This window comes from Arthrobacter sp. 05T47, from assembly GCF_056395825.1.
Window position 1 is genome coordinate 12,142 of record NZ_JBFTKG010000013.1, and the last position, 17,932, is coordinate 30,073.

Annotated in this window: 15 protein-coding genes; 9 read left to right on the forward strand and 6 right to left on the reverse strand. The window is 66.4% G+C overall.

Going from position 1 to position 17,932, the window contains the following annotated elements; genetic code table 11:
* Window positions 1–60: 60 nt before the first annotated feature.
* The 3 genes from AC1DEY_RS11150 (at window position 61) to AC1DEY_RS11160 (ending at window position 3,104) form a co-directional block, all read left to right on the forward strand.
* Window positions 61–570 (forward strand): RNA polymerase sigma factor, encoded by a 510-nt coding sequence (locus AC1DEY_RS11150; RefSeq protein WP_476867992.1) that lies wholly within the window; start codon window positions 61–63, stop codon window positions 568–570.
* Complete coding sequence (locus AC1DEY_RS11155; RefSeq protein ID WP_476867993.1) at window positions 563–2,050, forward strand: hypothetical protein; 1,488 nt, start codon at window positions 563–565, stop codon at window positions 2,048–2,050. Before AC1DEY_RS11150 ends, AC1DEY_RS11155 begins: the two co-directional genes overlap by 8 nt.
* A gap of 511 nt (window positions 2,051–2,561) precedes the next feature.
* A complete protein-coding gene (locus tag AC1DEY_RS11160; protein ID WP_476867994.1) occupies window positions 2,562–3,104 on the forward strand; it encodes a hypothetical protein in 543 nt (180 codons plus the stop codon).
* A 177-nt stretch (window positions 3,105–3,281) separates the two neighbouring features.
* On the opposite strand, the gene AC1DEY_RS11165 is transcribed toward AC1DEY_RS11160, so the two are convergent.
* The 4 genes from AC1DEY_RS11165 to AC1DEY_RS11180 are packed head-to-tail and all read right to left on the reverse strand — an operon-like array spanning window position 3,282 to window position 7,552.
* The gene (locus AC1DEY_RS11165; RefSeq protein WP_476867995.1) at window positions 3,282–4,421 is read right to left on the reverse strand and encodes a bifunctional 2-methylcitrate synthase/citrate synthase; all 1,140 of its coding nucleotides are present in this window, start codon (window positions 4,419–4,421) and stop codon (window positions 3,282–3,284) included.
* Window positions 4,422–4,480: 59 nt separating this feature from the next.
* On the reverse strand, window positions 4,481–5,383 hold the full coding sequence (gene prpB / locus AC1DEY_RS11170; RefSeq protein WP_476867996.1) for a methylisocitrate lyase: 903 nt from the start codon (window positions 5,381–5,383) through the stop codon (window positions 4,481–4,483).
* Window positions 5,383–6,903, reverse strand: a complete 1,521-nt coding sequence (locus AC1DEY_RS11175; RefSeq protein ID WP_476867997.1) for an MmgE/PrpD family protein — start codon at window positions 6,901–6,903, stop codon at window positions 5,383–5,385. Before AC1DEY_RS11175 ends, prpB begins: the two co-directional genes overlap by 1 nt.
* Complete coding sequence (locus AC1DEY_RS11180; RefSeq protein ID WP_476867998.1) at window positions 6,896–7,552, reverse strand: GntR family transcriptional regulator; 657 nt, start codon at window positions 7,550–7,552, stop codon at window positions 6,896–6,898. Before AC1DEY_RS11180 ends, AC1DEY_RS11175 begins: the two co-directional genes overlap by 8 nt.
* A 187-nt stretch (window positions 7,553–7,739) precedes the next feature.
* Between AC1DEY_RS11180 and AC1DEY_RS11185 the strand changes: the two genes are divergently transcribed.
* Window positions 7,740–9,650, forward strand: a complete 1,911-nt coding sequence (locus AC1DEY_RS11185; protein ID WP_476867999.1) for an AMP-binding protein — start codon at window positions 7,740–7,742, stop codon at window positions 9,648–9,650.
* A 67-nt stretch (window positions 9,651–9,717) separates the two neighbouring features.
* On the opposite strand, the gene AC1DEY_RS11190 is transcribed toward AC1DEY_RS11185, so the two are convergent.
* Together AC1DEY_RS11190 and AC1DEY_RS11195 are read right to left on the reverse strand one after the other, a co-directional pair.
* Window positions 9,718–10,437 carry a response regulator gene (locus tag AC1DEY_RS11190; protein WP_441410405.1) on the reverse strand — a complete coding sequence of 240 codons (720 nt, stop codon included), beginning with the start codon at window positions 10,435–10,437 and terminating at the stop codon, window positions 9,718–9,720.
* A complete protein-coding gene (locus AC1DEY_RS11195; RefSeq protein WP_476868000.1) occupies window positions 10,434–12,203 on the reverse strand; it encodes a sensor histidine kinase in 1,770 nt (589 codons plus the stop codon). The genes AC1DEY_RS11190 and AC1DEY_RS11195 overlap by 4 nt, the downstream gene beginning before the upstream one ends.
* Before the next feature lie 140 nt (window positions 12,204–12,343).
* On the opposite strand from AC1DEY_RS11195, the gene AC1DEY_RS11200 reads away from it, so the two are divergent.
* From AC1DEY_RS11200 to AC1DEY_RS11220, 5 genes are all read left to right on the forward strand, one after another.
* Window positions 12,344–13,723: a cation:dicarboxylate symporter family transporter gene (locus AC1DEY_RS11200; RefSeq protein ID WP_476868001.1), complete on the forward strand. Its 1,380-nt coding sequence runs from the start codon at window positions 12,344–12,346 to the stop codon at window positions 13,721–13,723.
* Window positions 13,724–14,022: 299 nt separating this feature from the next.
* Window positions 14,023–14,922: a ParA family protein gene (locus AC1DEY_RS11205; protein ID WP_476868002.1), complete on the forward strand. Its 900-nt coding sequence runs from the start codon at window positions 14,023–14,025 to the stop codon at window positions 14,920–14,922.
* 44 nt (window positions 14,923–14,966) lie between these two features.
* On the forward strand, window positions 14,967–15,818 hold the full coding sequence (locus AC1DEY_RS11210) for a segregation and condensation protein A (RefSeq protein WP_476868003.1): 852 nt from the start codon (window positions 14,967–14,969) through the stop codon (window positions 15,816–15,818).
* Between the two features lie 101 nt (window positions 15,819–15,919).
* Window positions 15,920–16,513 carry an SMC-Scp complex subunit ScpB gene (gene scpB / locus AC1DEY_RS11215; RefSeq protein ID WP_476868047.1) on the forward strand — a complete coding sequence of 198 codons (594 nt, stop codon included), beginning with the start codon at window positions 15,920–15,922 and terminating at the stop codon, window positions 16,511–16,513.
* Window positions 16,514–16,642: 129 nt separating this feature from the next.
* Window positions 16,643–17,932: a pseudouridine synthase gene (locus AC1DEY_RS11220; protein WP_476868004.1), complete on the forward strand. Its 1,290-nt coding sequence runs from the start codon at window positions 16,643–16,645 to the stop codon at window positions 17,930–17,932.

Below are 17,932 nucleotides of genomic sequence, written 5' to 3' on the forward strand. Positions count from 1 at the left end.
GGGCGGCCGGAAACAATACAGTTATCCAGCAGTTTCGGACACAACATACTTGGGGGATGCGTGCTTTCGGAGCGCGAACTGGCATTTATCGCCATTCACAAAGACAGTTACCCACTGGTCTACAAATTTGTGCGGCGGCGGGTGGAATCAGCCGAGCTGGCGGAGGAACTCGCCGCGGACGTATTCCGCGTGGTCTGGCAGAAATGGGATGACGCACCACGGACGGATACGGCGTGGCTTCTGACAGTGGCCCGCAATCTGATCGGGAACGCATACCGGAGCCGGGACCGTCAGCAGGCGCTGCAGGACAAGCTGCGCTCCGCGGCCGTTGTCCGGTTCGGTGACGACTCGGACAACGTGGCGGTCCAGGACGCCTTGGCCGGTTTGCGCGAAAAGGACCAGGACATACTCCAGCTCGCCTACTGGGATGAATTGAGTATCGCTGACATCGCGGGCGTGCTGCAGTGCAGCGAGTCCGCCGCCAAGGTCCGGCTGCACCGGGCCCGGGCCGCTTTTCGCAAGCAAATGCCGGTCAGTGCTGACACCATGACACAGAAGATGGGTGCCTGAGATGGATCCGATCAAGAACATGATTTCCGCGGTGGACCCCGTGCACAACGATCCGTCCGTGCCCGACGGCGAGGCAGCACTGCGGCGGATGCTCGCCGAGCCCGGCGAATTTAGCGATCGCCTGCCGCTCAATGTCTCCTCCCTCGCGGACCGGAAGCACCGGCGGGCCAGGCTGGCCGGCGTGCTGACGCTGACCGCGGCGGCGGTCACCGCCGGCGTACTGGTCGCAACGAACCTGGGGGCACTGACCACCGCCCCCGAGCCGGCGGGCACCGTTGCTCCCACGGCGGTTGCGTTCCCGACGGCTTCCGCGACCACCTCAGAGACCGTGACGCCGTCGGCGACACCGACACCCCCGGCAATATCCGCTCCGGCGGCCTGGACTACCTTCACTGACGCGACCGGCCAGGCCACGTTTGAACTCCCCGCCAGTTGGACCGTCTCCCAGACGCCGAAAACAATTAATGGTGGCTTCTTCAACACCGTTGAGGTGAGGAATTCAGAGGGCAAGAAGATATCAACCCTGGGCCTGGTCTACGACGGAGCGGGAGGACCCGTGTGCCCGGTTCCCAAGCCGTTTTCCACCCTCGACTCGGTGGTTCTCGATATCCCGCAAAAGGCGAACAAGCTCAAGGAAAGTCCCCGGGGCCCGTCGGCGTTTGTTTTTCGGATCATCCAAGGTGACAAAGTCTATGGATCCGTGGCGCTGACTGACATGGATCTGGCTCCGGACACCACCACGTGCGCGTTGTACAACAGCATCTTGGGCCCGGACGACGTGCCTTTCGCACAGTTCGGGGATGCCCTGTGGCTCACCGCTGACGGTGAGGACGCGCCTCTGACCTTTGCTTCCGTTGCCGAGGCCAAGGGGTACATGCAGACACAGGAGTACCAGGACATCAAGCGCATGCTCGTTTCGCTTTCGTTGACGCCAACATCAACGCGTTTCACGAGCGCAGCAGCAGATGCCTCGTTCAATCTGCCCGTCGGATGGACCGCAAAGGACGTGCCTGCAGGCACCCCGGACGTTCCCGCCTCGGGAATCCAGGTCTCAGACGAGACCGGCAAGAAGGTAGCGAGCTTCTACTACGGTGCGGGCGCCGGCCTCGGAGGGGCGTGCGGTCCGGAGAAGTACAAGGCGACCGAACTGGACACAGCGTCGACGTCCCTTACTGAACAATGGGCCTTCGATGCCGGAGTCCGGTTCTCCTACCGGGTGCTTGACCAGACTTCGATCGGGAAGGGCTTCAGCTACCAGGTTGGTCTGGTGGACAAGTCCAGCGGCCAACTGACGGACAGTTGCCTCATGTATTCCGTGGTGAGCGGGGCGCCCAGGGGCTCACTGATCTTCGCCGACAGGGCTTCCAAGGGTCCTGGCGAGCCAGTGTTCAAAAGCCTCACGGAGGCTAAGGCCTACATGGGGACACCCGAGTACAAAAAGCTCAAGAACATGGTTGTCAGCCTCAGGATGCCGGCATAAGGCTTTCGAGAAGCGGCGGGGTGGCCACCTTGTGCAGGGGGACCAGCCCGCCGTCACCCGATCAGCCAGGACGGTCCGTTTGACAAGCAGTGCACCGGGGTTGCCGGTAGCCTGCGGGAACCATCCGCACACACAACTTCAAGCACCAACAGCACAACGGGGGAATCACATGGAATCGACCAACCACAGGATCACTGGAGGAGCTGCTTTCAGCCTTGAGGAAACCGCGCCGCATTCCCCCGCGAAGCCCTCCAAAAGCTTCCCCGGGCGCCGGAAGGCCGCGGTGGCGGCCCTAGCCACGGCCCTACTGCTCGGCTCCACAGCCTGCGGCCCCTCCGGGTCACCGGCCGCCGGACAGGGCGGCGCAGCCGCGCCGTCGGCCACCGCAACGGCAACGGAAACAGCCACTGCGACGCCGTCTGCGACGGCGGGGTCGTCGTCGGCAGTCGCCACGACACCGGCGGCGCCGGCAACGGAGAAATGGCAGACTTACACGAGCACAAACGGGAAAGTGAGCTTCGACTATCCTGCCGGATGGACTTTAGCAACGCCGGCAGGCCTTGGCGCGGCGCCGAACATCGACGTCGACGTGTCGGACGCCTCGGGCATGGTGGTGGCGTCACTCCACTACGGACCGTCCGGTGCCGGGCTCGGCGGCGCCTGCCAGAACCCCGTACCTTACAGCGTCCTGGACTCGATGGAGTTGTCGTTGCCGCACAACACTGCCGCCGCTGACACCATCACGCCCCACTTTGCCTTCCGTGCCCTTCTGGAAGCGGGCCGCGTCACCGCTTCGTACGGCATCGCGGGCAGTGCAGCCGGCAAGGACGGAAAGTCCTGCATGTTCTACAACGTGGTCAGTGGTCCGGCAGAGTCGCCCTTCTACTACTTTGCCGACGCCGTCCAGGTCAACAGCGGCGGCACTGAACAGAACGGAAACCGTCAGGGCGCCAAGACCTTCCCCTCGCTGGAAGCTGCGAAGGCCTACATGCAGACCCCGGAGTACGTGAACGCGAAGCGCATGATCACCTCGCTGAAAATCAAGGCCGGCTAGGCGAAACGCCGCAGGCTCAGCGCCGCAGGCACTACACGGCAGGCGCAAGACCGCAGGCAGTACAAACGCGGGCAGAAATTACGCGCACAGACCAACGCGGACCGGTCACTTTTTTTGGGGGGGTGACCGGTCCGCGTTTTCTTTGCTTGGTGCCGGGCTGATGTGCGGCAGAGCCTGCTAAGCCAGGTGCCGTTCCTCGACGCCGTTGTACTCGCTCAACGGGCGGATCAGGGAGTTCGCATCCAGCTGCTCCATGATGTGCGCTGTCCAGCCGGTGATGCGGCTGGCGACGAACAGGGGAGTGAAGGTGGCGGTGTCGAAGCCCATGAGGTGGTAGGTGGGGCCGGTTGGATAGTCGAGGTTCGGTTTGATCCCCTTCGCCTCGTCCATCGCGGTCTCAAGCCCGTTGTATAGGCCCAACAGTTCGGGGCGGCCATAATGGGCGATCATCTTGTCCAGCGCCGACTTCATGGTGGGCACGCGGGAGTCGCCGTGCTTGTAGACGCGGTGGCCGAAGCCCATGACCTTCTTCTTCTGGGCCAGGGCGTCCTCCATCCAGGCCTTCGCCCGGACGTGGGCGTCCTCCAATGACTCCTCCGGCCTGATGCCGATCTCGTCGAAGGTGTGCATGACGGCCTCATTGGCTCCACCGTGAAGCGAGCCCTTGAGGGCGCCGATGGCGCCCGTCACGGCCGAGTGCAGGTCCGACAGCGTGGACGTGATAACCCGGGCCGTGAAGGTGGAGGCATTGAAGGAGTGCTCGGCGTACAAGATCATGGAAACGTTAAACGCGTCGACTACTTCCGGGACGGCCTCCTCGCCGAAGGTCATCCAGAGGAAGTTGGCGTCGTAGCCCAGATCCTCGCGGGGTTCCACCACGTCCTGGCCGCGCCGGCGCCGCTGGTCGTAGGCCACCACGGCCGGCATTGCCGCGAACAGATCAATGGCCTTTGCCAGATTGCCCTCGCGCGAGGAGTCATTCTCGAGCGGGTGCCGTGCACCCATGACCGAGGCCGCCGTCCGGCAGACATCCATGGGATGCGATGTGGTGGGCAGGGCGTCGATTACCTGTTTGATCACCGGATCCAGCGCGCGGCCGGCACGCTCCCTGGCGGTGAACTCCGCCAGCTGGTCCGTGGTGGGCAGCTCGCCGTTCCAGAGCAGGTACGCGACTTCCTCGAAGCTGCACTTGGCGGCCAGTTCCTGCACCGGATAGCCGCGATACAGCAATGAATTGGTGTCCGGGTTGACCTTGGAGACCGCTGTGTAGTCAACTACGACACCGGCGAGGCCTTTTTTGATGTCCTGTTCAGCCATGCTGAAACTCCTTTGTCTCTGACTCCTGTACCGGCACGAGCCGGTGGTTCTGTGTGGGCTTACTTACCGGGGATCTGGAAATTGAACACTCCAGTGTCAAAACGGTTGTAAGCCTCATAGTCAACAAGATCGTACAAACGCGCACGGGTCAGCATGCTTCCAACCTGTGCCTCCTGAGTTCCGTCGGCCTTAATCGATTCCAGAGTACGCTCCGCAGCGCCCATGGCACTACGGAGCAGCGTCACCGGATAGATGACCATATTGACCCCGACGCCGGCCAGCTCTTCCACGGTGAACAGGGCGCTCTGGCCGAATTCGGTCATGTTGGCCAGGATCGGGACGTCGACGGCGTCGCGGATGGCCTGGAACTCACTCAGATCCTTCATAGCCTCGGGGAAAATCGCGTCCGCACCGGCCTCCACGAGCGCCTTGGCGCGCTCCTGTGCGGCCTCGAGCCCGTCGGTGGCACGGATGTCCGTCCGGGCCATGATCAGGAAGTTCGGGTCGCGCCGGGCGTCGGCCGCGGCCCGGATCCGCTTGGTGGCGGTGTCCAGGTCCACCACGTTCTTACCGTCGAGGTGGCCGCAGCGCTTGGGGTTGAACTGGTCCTCGATGTGGCAGCCGGCCAGGCCGGCGTTCTCGAGTTCCTGGACCGAACGGGCCACGTTCATGGGCTCGCCGAAGCCCGTATCGGCGTCGACGATTGCCGGCAGGTCCGTCATCCGGGCGATCTGCCCGGCGCGGGTGGCCACCTCGGTGAGGGTGGTCAGCCCGATGTCCGGCAGCCCCAGGTCGTTGGCCAGGACCGCGCCGGAAATGTACACCCCGGCGAAGCCCTTCTCCTCGATCAGCCGGGCCGAGAGCGGGTTGAACGCGCCGGGGAACTGCTGGATCGTGCCGGATGCGAGGAGTTCGCGGAACCGGACCCGCTTCTGCTCCGGAGTGACCTTCGAGTACAGCATCAGAAAAGTCCCTTCGGTGCGGCGGCGAGGTCGATCACGCCGTCGGCAGCCTTGATGTTCAGCTGGTCCAGCTCGCCGGCGCCGAGCTCGGGGAGCCGGGCGGCCGCGGCGAGGAAGCGCTCGATTTCCGCGCCGCCCACCAGACCGGCGGCGAGGGTGCGGAACTTGTTGACGTACTGCTCCCGCGCGAACGGCCGGGCGCCCAGCGGGTGGGCGTCGGCCACGGCGATGTCATCGGTGATGACGGTGCCGTCCTTGAGCGTGATCTCCACGGTGCCGCCGAAAGCCTTCTCCGCGATGTCCAGGGAGTGGTAGCGCCGGGTCCATTCCGGATCCTCCACCGTGGTGACCTTGTGCCAGAGTTCCACGGTGTCCGTACGGCCGGCGCGTTCCGGGGCGTAGGAGTCCACGTGGTGCCAGGTGCCGTCCTGCAGGGCGACGGTGAAAATGTACGGGATGGAGTGGTCCAGGGTTTCCCGGCTGGCCGTGGGATCGTACTTCTGCGGATCGTTGGCGCCGGAGCCGATCACGTAGTGCGTGTGGTGGCTGGTCTTGATCAGCACGGAATCGACGTTGGCCGGGTCCGTGACCTCGGGGTGTTCGCCGTGGAGCTTGCGGGCCAGGTCGATCCAGGCCTGCGCCTGGTATTCGGCCGAGTGCTCCTTGGTGTAGGTGTCCATGATGGCGCGCTTGGCCTCGCCGGGCGTCGGCAGCGGCACCTCGTAGGAGGCGTCCGGGCCGTCCAGCATCCAGGCGATCACGCCGTCTTCGCCTTCGTAGATCGGCACCGGGGAGGTCTGCCCGCGCATGGCACGGTCCGCGGATTCGACGGCCATCTTGCCGGCGAACGCGGGGGCGTGGGCCTTCCAGGTGGAGATCTCGCCCTTGCGGGACTGCCGGGTGGCGGTGGTGGTGTGCAGCGCCTGGCCGACGGACTGGAAGATGGTCTCGACGTCGAGGCCCAGCAGGGTGCCGATGCCGGCGGCGGCGGAGGGGCCGAGGTGCGCCACGTGGTCGATCTTGTGCTTGTGCAGGCAGATGGCCTTGACCAGGTTGACCTGGATCTCGTAGCCGGTGGCGATGCCGCGGATCAGGTCCTGGCCGTCGGAGCCGACGTGCTGGGCCACGGCCAGGATCGGGGGAATGTTGTCTCCCGGGTGCGAGTAGTCCGCGGCCAGGAAGGTGTCGTGGTAGTCGAGTTCGCGGACCGCGACGCCGTTGGCCCAGGCAGCCCATTCGGGGGAGACGCGTTCCTCGATGCCGAAGACCTTGGCGCCCTTGCCGCCGGTGCTGGGGCCATGGGTCAGCGCCTGCGCCCGGGCCGCGACGATCGGGGCACGGTTCAGCGACGCGATCGCCACCGAGGCGTTATCGATGATCCGGTTGATCACCATATCGGTGACCTCATCGGTGACGGCTACGGGATCGGCGGCGACCTTGGCGATCTTGTAGGCGAGCTGGTCCTCGCGGCCCAGGTTTTCCTCGCTCTTGTAGACGCGGACGTGGTGTTCCTTAACCATGGTGCTCCTTTTGCTGAGGTGTATGCGTGGCTTTGACGTGGGAAAGGCTGCGGTGCAGGTGAAGCGTGGTGGCGGCCTCCGCCAGCCGCGGATTGCCGGCGGCGATCGCCTCGGCGATCGCGGCGTGCTCGGCGGCGGCGGCGGTGAGCCGATCGGCGTCGTCGGCGGCCAGGCGCCGGACGCGCACGAGATGGACGCGGAGGCTGCGCATGGCCTGGGCGAGGTAGGAGTTGGAGATGGCGGCGTCGATGGCCGTGTCCAGCCGTCCCACCAGAGAGTAGTAGTCGTGCAGGGCCGGATCCTGCCCGCCGATCAGTTCCGGGGCCCGGAGCAGTTCGCGCCGGAGCGCATCGAAGACCGCCGGATCGCCGCGCTCCGCGGCGAGGGCGGCGGCCTTGCCTTCGAGGGTTTCGCGCAGTTCGAACAGTTCGTCGATGTCGTCCAGGGAAATGTCGGTCACGACGACGCCGCGGCCGCCCGTCGTCGTCAGTCCCTCGGCTGTGAGCCGGCTCAGGGCCTCCCGCAGCGGCGTGCGTGAAATGCCCAGCCGCTCGGACTGCTCCACTTCCGCGAGCACGGTTCCGGGCAGGAGGCGCCACTCGATGATGTCCTCGCGCAGGGCCTCGTAGGCCTTGTCGCTGGCGCGCATCCTGCCTCCTTCAGTGGTGGCCTTATCGGGTGGAACATCAACAGTGTATACACGGAGAGCCACTTTGCCCAGCAATGGCCGCCTGAATCTAGGAAATTGGTTATCTGTGTATACATGGCTCTTGTCCGCCCAGTCCGCCCCGGTCTACCATGGGCAGCAACACAACGTCGTGGACAGGATGAATGCCATGGATACCAAGAGCTATCGGGCCGCCTACGAACGCAGCCTGAATCACCCCGACGAGTTCTGGCTGGAGGCCGCTCGCGGGATCTCCTGGTCGAAGCCGCCGCGGCGGGCCCTCGATCCCGGCCGGGCGCCGCTCTATGACTGGTTTCCCGACGGTGTCCTGAACACGTCCTACAACGCCCTGGACCGGCACGTCGCCGAAGGCCGGGGTGGGCAGGACGCCCTCATTTACGACTCCGCCATGCTGGGCACCCGGCAGAGCTACACGTATGCGGAACTGACGGAGCTCGTGGCCCGGTTCGCCGGTGTGCTGCGCCGCAGCGGGGTCGGCAAGGGCGACCGCGTGGTGATCTACATGCCGATGATCCCCGAGGCCGCGATCGCGATGTTGGCCACCGCGCGGCTCGGCGCCGTGCACTCGGTGGTTTTCGGCGGCTTCGCTCCCAAGGAGCTCGCCGCCCGGATCCGGGACGCCGCCCCGGCGGCGGTGGTGACGGCGACCGGCGGCATCGAGCCCTCGCGCCGGATCGAATACCTGCCCGCCGTCGCCGAGGCCCTCGACCTGGCTGATGCCCCCGGGACCCCGGTGTTGGTCAAGGCCCGGGACGGCTTCACCGCCACGGTGGAGTCCATGGCGGCCGACCACTCCGGGTGGCTCGACTGGGACACCGAGATGGCCTCCGCCGCGCCGGCCGCGCCGGTGGACGTCAAGGCGACGGATCCCCTGTACATCCTTTACACCTCGGGCACCACCGGCTCGCCCAAGGGGGTGGTGCGGGACAACGGCGGCCATGCCGTGGCCCTGTCGTGGACGATGGAAAACGTCTACGACGTCGGCCCTGGGGACGTCATGTGGACGGCCTCGGACGTCGGCTGGGTGGTGGGCCACTCCTACATTGTGTACGGGCCGCTGCTCGCCGGCGCCACCTCGGTGCTGTACGAAGGAAAGCCGGTGGGAACCCCCGACGCCGGCGCGTTCTGGCGGGTGATCCAGGACCACAAGGTCAACGTGCTGTTTACCGCCCCCACCGCGCTGCGGGCTATCCGGAAGGCGGACCCCGAGGGCCAGCTTGTCGGCAACTACGACATTTCCAGCCTGCGGACCCTGTTCGCGGCCGGCGAGCGGCTGGACACGGACACCTTCCACTGGGCCTCGCGGGTGCTGGGCGTCCCGGTGGTCGATCACTGGTGGCAGACGGAGACCGGCTGGGCCATCTGCGCCAACCCGCGCGGCCTGGCCGAGCTGCCGATCAAGGCCGGCTCGCCGAGCGTCCCGATGCCCGGGTTCCGGCTCAACATTGTCGACGGCGGGGGCGCTGACGTCGAGGCCGGCACGGAAGGCAACATCGTGCTGGGCCTGCCGCTGCCGCCCGGCACCCTGACCACGCTGTGGCGCAACGACGAACGCTACATCTCCTCCTACCTGCAGGCATTCGAGGGCTACTACGCCACCGGCGACTCCGGCTACCGGGACTCGGAGGGCTACGTCTTTGTGATGGGCCGCACCGACGACATCATCAACGTCGCCGGACACCGGCTTTCCACCGGCGCCATGGAACAGGTGATCGGCCAGCACCCGGCGGTCGCCGAATGCGCGGTGGTGGGCCTCGCGGACCCGCTCAAGGGCCAGCGTCCCAGCGGCTACGTGGTCCTCAAATCCGGTGTGGACGTTCCCGAGGACGTGCTGGCCAGGGACCTGATCGCCCTGGTCCGGCGCGACATCGGGGCCGTGGCGGACTTCAAGCACGTCACCGTGGTGGAGGCGCTGCCCAAGACCCGTTCGGGCAAGATCCTGCGCAAGACCATGCGCCAGATCGCCGACGGAGACGACTACGTGGTGCCGTCCACGATCGAGGACGCGGGCGTGATCGACCGGCTGCTCGAAACCCTGCGCCCCGCCGCTTCGGAGTAGTTCCATCCCGAAACTCTGCGCTGCGTGACGCCCGACGGGGGAGTAACCCCACGGCCGGCGGTGCTGGCTACGGCCGCGGCCGGGTCCATCGGTATTCGTTTTCCGGCCGGCCGGGGGCGCCGTAGCGTGCCGCGCGGGAGACTGTGCCGGCGTCGGCGAGGTATTCGAGGTAGCGCCGGGCGGTGACCCGGGACATGCCGAGCGCCTCCATGACCTCGCTGGCCGAGACCGCCCCGTCCTGCGCCTTGATGTAGTCCTGGACTGATTCCAGCGTGGATACGGCCAGACCCTTGGGCAGCGAGACCTCGGACGGGGCGCGGAGGCTGGCGAAGGCCTGGTCCACGTCGCTTTGGGACGCCCGGGCCCCGGCGACGCCGGTCACCGGCGATGCCAGCTGCTCGCGGAACAGCCGGTAGCTGGCGAGTTTGTCCGCAAACGTTGCGTAGGTGAACGGCTTGATCAGGTACTGGACGACGCCGGTGGCCACGGCGCTGCGTACGATGTTCAGTTCCCGCACGGCGGTAATGGCAATGATGTCCGCGAACAGCCCGGCAGCCCGCATCCGCCGTGCGATGTCCAGCCCGTGCAGGTCCGGGAGGTTCATGTCCAGCAGCACCAGCTCCACCGGGTTGCCCGCCGCCGCGAAGTCCGTGAGCAGGCGCAGGGCGGACTGCCCGTCCGGCGCGGAGCCCGCCAGGGTGAAACCGTCCAGCCTTTCGATATAGGCGGCGTGCGCCGCAGCGGCAATGGGCTCGTCTTCGACGACGAGCACCCGGATGTCGCTCATGGCTGTTCCTCTGTTGTGGACGGCAGTGTTGTGGGCGGTGGTGTGGACGGCGGTGGTGTGGGCGCCGGTGTTGTGGACGGCGGCGGTGTGACCGGCAGGGTGACGCGGAACAGCGCCCCGGCCGGGCTGGTGATTGTCATGGTACCGCCCAGCCGCTGCACGGCCTGGCGGACCAGGGCCAGCCCCAGGCCCCGCCCGAAGGGGCCTGGCGTCTTGGTGCTGAAGCCGTGCCGGAAGACGTCCTCCACGGCCGCGGGGTCAATCCCGGGGCCGCTGTCTTCCACCGTGATCTCCACGGCGGAGCCGGTGGTCTCCACCGTCAGCTCCACCAGCCGGGGCGCCGGCGCTTCGGCCGCGGCGTCGATGGCGTTGTCCAGCAGGTTTCCCAGGATGGCCACGAGGTCCTGCACGGCCAGTCCGGTCACGGCCGTGGAGCCGCCGGCGCTGAGGATCAGTTCGACGCCGCGCTCGTGCGCCTCGGCGGCCTTGCCCATGATCAGGGCCCCGAGGACAGGTTCCTCGATGGAGCTGACAATGTCGTCCGTCAGCCGCTGGCTGAGCTCCAGGTCCTTGGTGGCGTAGTCCAGTGCCTCAGGTGCCCGGCCCAGTTCCATGAGCGAGACGATGGTATGGAGCCGGTTGGCGTGCTCGTGGGTCTGGGCGCGGAGGGCGTCCGAGAGCGTGCGCATGGTTTCAAGCTCGCTGCCCAGGGACTCGATTTCGGTGCGGTCCCGGATAGTGGCCACAGTGCCGTAAACATGCGCCCCGGAAGCCGCTCCCCGCTGGCGGCCTGTGGCGGTGGCAGGCCCCACTGCGGGGCCCTGGTTGACCACCAGGACCCTGGAATCGGTCAGGTGAAGCTCGTCGAGCGCCGTCCGCCCGGATTCGAAAAGTTCCTTCAGGCTGGGTGCAAGCGGCAGGTCCGCGAGGGAGGGGGCCATCTGGCGGCCGCCGCCCGCGTCGCCGGTGGCATTCGTCCCGGCAGCATCCGTCCCGGCAGCGCCAGCGCCGTCGGCTGACTGCTTCGGCAACCCCAGCAGGTCGGCGGCCTGGTCGTTGTACATGACCACCTTGCCCTGCGGGTCGATGAGGATCACGCCCTCACGCACCGAATGCAGCACTGATTCGTAGTACGCGAAGAGCTGGCCCAACTGCTCCGGTCCCCAGCCGCGGGTCACCCGGCGCAGGTACCGCCCCAGGAGCCAGGACGCCAGCGAACCAACTGCCAGCAGCGCCAGGGCGATGGCCAGCACCGCCGGCAGCCTGCCGGAGACCGCCACATCTACCGTCCGGACCGTCACGCCCGCGGCCACGAGCGCCCGTACGTTGCCGTCCGCATCTTTGACCGGGGCGATGGTGCGCACGGACGGGCCGAGGGTGCCGGCCGTGACCTCCGTGAAGACCTGGCCGTTGAGGGCTGCGTCGATGGAGCCGATATACGGCTTGCCCAGTTCCTCGTTGCGCGGATGGGTCCACCGCGTCCGGTCCGGGGCCATGATCGTGACGAAATCCGCGCCGGCATCGTTCATGATCTTCAAGGCATACGGCTGGAGCAGGGCTGACGGGTCGGCGGCGCTCGCCGCCTGCAGGACGAAGGGAGCGTCGGCCACCGTGGTGGCAATGCCGGCCATCCGGCGTCCGGCCTCGTCGTAGGCATGATCGCGTGCGTCGACGAACGTGGCCGTGCCCACGATGGCCGTCAGCGCCACGATGAACAGCAGATTGGCCGCAAACAGCCTGCGGGCGATGCTCCAGCGCTGGATCATCAACACCTTCCATGACCAATATGAACGTAAGGGTGATGCGCGTCACCTTGTCATCAATGATGGGGTTACACGCAAGAACGGACAGTGACCGGACCACAGAGTGGGCCTCACGAAAGTCCAGCCTATCCAAGGAGAACACCATGGCCTCTCAACGAGGAGAGTCGGCAGCACCGGCCGCAACGCTGGCCAAGAAGCGCAAGGGACTGGACAAGTCCCACTACCTTTACATTGCAGTCATCGTCGCCGTCATTGCAGGTGCCGTCATCGGTCTGATGTTCCCCGAGGTCGGCAAATCCCTCAAGCCGCTGGGCGACGGCTTCATCAAACTCATCAAGATGATGATCGCGCCGGTGATCTTCTGCACGATCGTGCTGGGCATCGGTTCCATCGCCAAGGCCGCCACAGTCGGCAAGGTCGGCGGCCTGGCGCTCGGCTACTTCGTCGTCATGTCCACCTTTGCCCTGGCGATCGGCCTCGTGGTGGGCAACCTGATCCACCCGGGCGAGGGCCTCAAGCTCGCCCCCTACGATCCGAACAAGAAGGCGGCGGTCGACAGCACCGTTGACTTCCTGCTTGGCATCATCCCGGGCGACATTCCCGTGCTGCCGACTCTGCTCGCCGCGATCCTGGTCGGCTTCGCCCTGCAGAAGATGGGCCCGCAGGGAGCCCCGATCCTCAAGGCCGTGGGCTACGGACAGGMCCTGGTATTCCGCATCCTCATCATGATCATGTGGCTGGCTCCCGTCGGAGCCTTCGGTGCGATCGCCGCCGTCGTCGGTGCTACCGGTTTCCAGGCCATCATCAGCATGGCCACCCTGATGGGCGCCTTCTACATCACCTGCGCCCTGTTCATCGTGGTGATCCTCGGCGGCCTGCTCAAGGTGGTCGCCGGCGTCAGCATCTTCAAGCTCATGAGGTACCTCGGCCGCGAATACCTGCTGATCTTCTCCACGTCTTCCTCCGAAGCCGCGCTGCCCCGCCTGATCGCGAAGATGGAACACCTCGGCGTGTCCAAGCCGGTGGTCGGCGTCACCGTGCCCACGGGCTACTCCTTCAACCTGGACGGCACCGCCATCTACCTGACCATGGCCGCGCTCTTCGTCGCCAACGCCATGGGCACGCCGCTGGACCTTGGCGCCCAGGTTTCCCTGCTGGTCTTCATGATCATCGCCTCCAAGGGTGCCGCCGGCGTTACCGGCGCCGGCCTCGCCACACTAGCCGCCGGACTCCAGGCGCATGCTCCTCAGCTGCTCGGCGGCGTGGGCATGATCGTCGGCATCGACCGGTTCATGTCCGAGGCCCGCGCCCTGACCAACTTCACCGGCAACGCCGTCGCCACCGTGCTGATCGGCACCTGGGTCAAGGAGATCGACGGACACCGCGTGGACCGTGTCCTCGCCGGTGCCGAGCCCTTCGACGAAGAGACCATGCTCGCCGGCCACACCGCTGTGCAGACCACAGAGCAGGACGTCACCGAAAAGCCGGAACAGCCGGCCCAGCCGGTCCTGGCAAACGCCTGACCCGGACGCTATCTGATCCTGTAGCTACGGAAAACTGCGCGGACGCCGACCAGCGTCCGGGCAGTTTTTTGTCCGCCCGGCCCGTGGCTGCGGAGGCCGGGCCGTGGTTACACCCTCCCGCCCCGGGCGGGAACCTTCGAGTTCTACCGGAACCTCAAGGCTCAGATGACGGCGGTTGTCAAGGTCCGTCGAATACCGCGCCGGGCGCTGTAACCTTGGGAGGAACGTGCTGGGCCCTGGGCCCGGTGGCAGGAATATGAAGCACGACAATCACCGTCATCGAAAGTGTGGATAGATACGTGAGCAGCGAACAGGGTTCAGCAACTCTGGAAGGCATCGAACTCGATCTGGAAGACGCCGTCATGGGCCCCACTGGGCGGCCCCAACGCGACTTTCCGGAGCCCGCACCGCTGTCCTCCCACGGTCCTGCGCGGGTCATCGCCATGGTCAACCAGAAGGGCGGGGTGGGCAAAACCACGTCCACCATCAACCTCGCTGCAGCCCTGGCTGAGTACGGCCGCCGCGTGCTCCTTGTCGACTTCGATCCGCAGGGCGCCCTGTCCGCGGGACTCGGCACGAATCCGCACGAACTCGACCTCACCGTGTACAACGTGCTGATGGACCGCAAAGTGGACATCCGCGACGCCATCCAAAAGACCGGCGTGGAAAACGTTGACCTGCTTCCTGCCAACATCGACCTCTCTGCCGCCGAGGTGCAGCTGGTTAACGAAGTGGCCCGCGAGCAGGTCCTGGACCGGGCCTTGAAAAAGGTCGAGGACGACTACGACGTCGTCCTGATCGACTGCCAGCCCTCACTCGGCCTGCTCACCGTCAATGCGCTGACGGCTGCCCACGGCGTCATCATCCCGCTGATCTGTGAATTCTTCGCCCTGCGCGCCGTGGCGCTGCTCGTGGAAACCATCGACAAGGTCCAGGACCGCCTCAATCCGCGCCTGCAGGTCGACGGCGTGCTCGCCACGATGTACGACGCCCGGACCCTGCACGGCCGCGAGGTAATCGCCCGCCTGGTGGAGGCCTTCGGTGACAAGGTCTTCGAAACAGTCATCAAGCGCTCCATCAAGTTTGCCGACGCCACGGTTGCGGCCGAGCCCATCACCACCTACGCGGGCAACCACGTCGGTGCCGACGCCTACCGCCGCCTGGCCAAAGAGCTGATCTCGCGCGGCGGCGCGCCCTAGCCAGGATCGTGGCAGGCGCCTTCGCTCCGCCAGCAAGTCCCGACATGCCCGCGGAGCTGGACGCACGTCCGGACTCTGCAGGGCCGGCCGGGAAGAAGCCCGGCTTCGAGGTGCGGCTGGCCAACTTCACGGGCCCGTTCGACCTCCTGCTCGGCCTGATCTCGAAGCACCAGCTGGACATCACCGAGGTGGCGCTGTCCACGGTCACTGACGAGTTCATCAAGTACATCAGGGGCCTGCAGAAGCTCGGGGAAGAATGGGCGCTGGATGAGGCCAGCGAATTCCTGGTCATCGCGGCCACCCTCCTGGACCTCAAAGCGGCCCGGCTGCTGCCCGCAGGCGAAGTCGAGGACGACGAGGACATCGCCCTGCTGGAAGCCCGGGACCTCCTCTTCGCCCGGCTCCTGCAGTACAAGGCCTTCAAGCACGTGGCCGGCATGATGGGCTCGACCCTCGAACTTGAAGCCCGGCGGTATCCCCGGCAGGTTGCCCTGGAGGGGCACATTGCCGCACTGCTTCCGGAACTGCTGTGGCGGCACACCCCCGAACAGTTCGCCGGCCTGGCCGAGGCAGCCCTCAAGCCCAAGGAGGCAGCCCCCACGGAAGTGGGCCTCGCGCACCTGCACGGTGCGCCCGTGAGCGTCAAGGAACAGGCCGAGCTGCTGGGGGCCAGGTTGCGGCTGGGTACGCCGCTGACGTTCCGGGCGCTGATCGCCGACGCCGAATCCACACTGGTGGTGGTGGCGCGGTTCCTGGCGCTGCTGGAGCTCTTCCGCGACCGCGCCGTGGGCTTCGACCAGCTCCTGCCACTCGGCGACCTGACCGTGCACTGGACGGCGGATACCCAGGAGTGGAGCAGCGAAAACCTGAGTGAAGAATACGAGGACCAGCCGTGAACGAACGATTGCCTGACCCGCAGCAGGACACGGGATCGGACACTGCCCTGGACGTTGCGAGCCTGCCCGGCGGCGCCCGCGCTGCCCTGGAAGCCGTGCTGATGGTGATCGACGAACCGGCCACGGCCACGGCGCTGGCCGCCGGGCTGAACCTGACGGTCGACGTCGTCGAGTCCCTCCTCGCTGAACTGCAGCGTGAGTATAACGGCTATACTGTTAATGCCCCGGATGCGGACGTCGCCACCCTGGCCGGCAAAAAAGTCGGCAAGAAAGTCGGCCACAATGCCGCCCCCCGGGGTTTTGAATTGCGGAATATCGCCGGAGGCTGGCGGATCTATTCCCGCGCGGAGTTCGCCGAGATTGTTGGCGAATTCGTGTTGGAGGGACAAACAGCCAGGCTGACGCAGGCGGCGCTCGAAACGCTCGCCGTCATCGCTTACCGCCAGCCCGTATCAAGGGCGCGGGTGTCTGCAATTCGAGGAGTCAATGTTGACTCTGTCGTACGGACGCTGACGCAGCGGGGGCTGATCGAGGACTCGGGAACCGATCCCGAGTCCGGGGCAATCCTGTACCGCACGACATCGTATTTCCTCGAGCGGATGGGAATTGGCTCCGTGGCTGAACTGCCGCAGCTTTCCCCCCACCTTCCAGGTCTGGAAGGGATCGAGGAATACTACGACGCAGGAAGTATGTAGCAGTATTAATTCAGGCTTTACGCAGGCACCACGCCTGCACAAAGAGTATCCAGCGGGCAGAACAATTTGCCCGGCCGGCGGGTGTTGTCGGGAGACAGCGGCCGCAGGCCAACAACGTAAGGACGGGTCATGACACAGGCGGGACGCCAGGGTTCACCACGTAACAGTTCGGGACGCAACAGTGCCGGACAAAGCAGTGCCGGACAAAACAGTGCCGGTCAAAGCAGTGCCGGACAAAACAAGTCACAGGGCTCAGGCCGGCCGCAGGGCGGCTCGGGCCGCAGCAGCGGAGCCGGATACGGCGGCAGCCGCAGCGGCGGAGCCGGATACAAGGGCGGCGGAGACCGCCCCTTCAAGCACCCCAAGCCCCGCGAAGAGGCCTTCATCGATCCGGACCTGCAGGGACAGGACGGCGCGCCGTCGGCGGCCCGCCAGGGTTCCGCTGACTGGAAGTCGAAGGCGCCCTCGGGCAAGGAAGCAGCCCGCAAGGCCGCCGCGCGCAAGCCCGGCTCCGGCAAGGCCCCCGGCACCCCCGGCGCCCTCAAGCCCAAGCCGCGCACCGGCGCCGCCAAGTTCGCCGGTCCCCGCGCGTTCGGCAGCGAACGCTTCGGCCAGAACCTCGGACCGGTACGCAAGCCCGGCCGCAACCGCGGACCGCGCCGCGAAGTGCCCCAGTCTGAGCTGCACGACGCCGACGGCACCCGCCTCCAGAAGGTCATGGCCTCCGCCGGCGTCGCCTCACGGCGCGTATGCGAGGAAATGATCGCCGAAGGCCGTGTGGAGGTCGACGGCCAGGTCGTCACCGAGCTCGGCGTCCGCGTCGACCCCAAGACAGCCGTGATCCACGTTGACGGCCTGCGCATCCAGCTGGACGAGAACATGGTCTACATGGTCTTCAACAAGCCCAAGGGCGTTGTCTCCACCATGGAGGACCCGGACGGACGCCCGTGCATCAGCGACTTCGTCCGCAACCACCACGGCGAACGCCTCTTCCACGTGGGCCGGCTCGACGTCGCCACCGAGGGCCTGCTGCTCCTGACAAACGACGGCGAGCTCGCCAACCGCCTGACGCACCCGTCCTACGAAGTGCCCAAGACCTACCTCGTGCAGGTCCGCGGGCCGTTCCCCCAGGGCGTGGGCGCGGAACTGAAGGCCGGCGTCGAGCTCGAGGACGGCATCGCCTCGGTGGACTCCTTCAAGCTCGTGGACTCCACTCCCGGGCACGTGCTGATCGAGGTCGTGCTGCACTCTGGCAAGAACCGAATCGTCCGTCGCTTGTTCGACGCCGTCGGCTTCCCCGTGCTGCGCCTGGTCCGGGTCAAGGTTGGCCCCATCGGGCTGGGCGACCAGCGCCAGGGCAGCATCCGCAACCTCGGCAAGCAGGAAGTCGGCCACCTGCTGGCATCCGTGGGGCTGTAA

Coding starts and splice junctions, on each gene's coding strand:
- AC1DEY_RS11195 (WP_476868000.1), bottom strand. CDS start 12,203: ATGATCCAGCGCTGGAGCATCGCCCGCAGGCTGTTTGCGGCCAATCTG.
- AC1DEY_RS11165 (WP_476867995.1), bottom strand. CDS start 4,421: ATGGCTGAACAGGACATCAAAAAAGGCCTCGCCGGTGTCGTAGTTGAC.
- prpB (WP_476867996.1), bottom strand. CDS start 5,383: ATGCTGTACTCGAAGGTCACTCCGGAGCAGAAGCGGGTCCGGTTCCGC.
- AC1DEY_RS11210 (WP_476868003.1), top strand. CDS start 14,967: ATGCCCGCGGAGCTGGACGCACGTCCGGACTCTGCAGGGCCGGCCGGG.
- AC1DEY_RS11180 (WP_476867998.1), bottom strand. CDS start 7,552: ATGCGCGCCAGCGACAAGGCCTACGAGGCCCTGCGCGAGGACATCATC.
- scpB (WP_476868047.1), top strand. CDS start 15,920: ATGGTGATCGACGAACCGGCCACGGCCACGGCGCTGGCCGCCGGGCTG.
- AC1DEY_RS11175 (WP_476867997.1), bottom strand. CDS start 6,903: ATGGTTAAGGAACACCACGTCCGCGTCTACAAGAGCGAGGAAAACCTG.
- AC1DEY_RS11190 (WP_441410405.1), bottom strand. CDS start 10,437: ATGAGCGACATCCGGGTGCTCGTCGTCGAAGACGAGCCCATTGCCGCT.
- AC1DEY_RS11220 (WP_476868004.1), top strand. CDS start 16,643: ATGACACAGGCGGGACGCCAGGGTTCACCACGTAACAGTTCGGGACGC.
- AC1DEY_RS11185 (WP_476867999.1), top strand. CDS start 7,740: ATGGATACCAAGAGCTATCGGGCCGCCTACGAACGCAGCCTGAATCAC.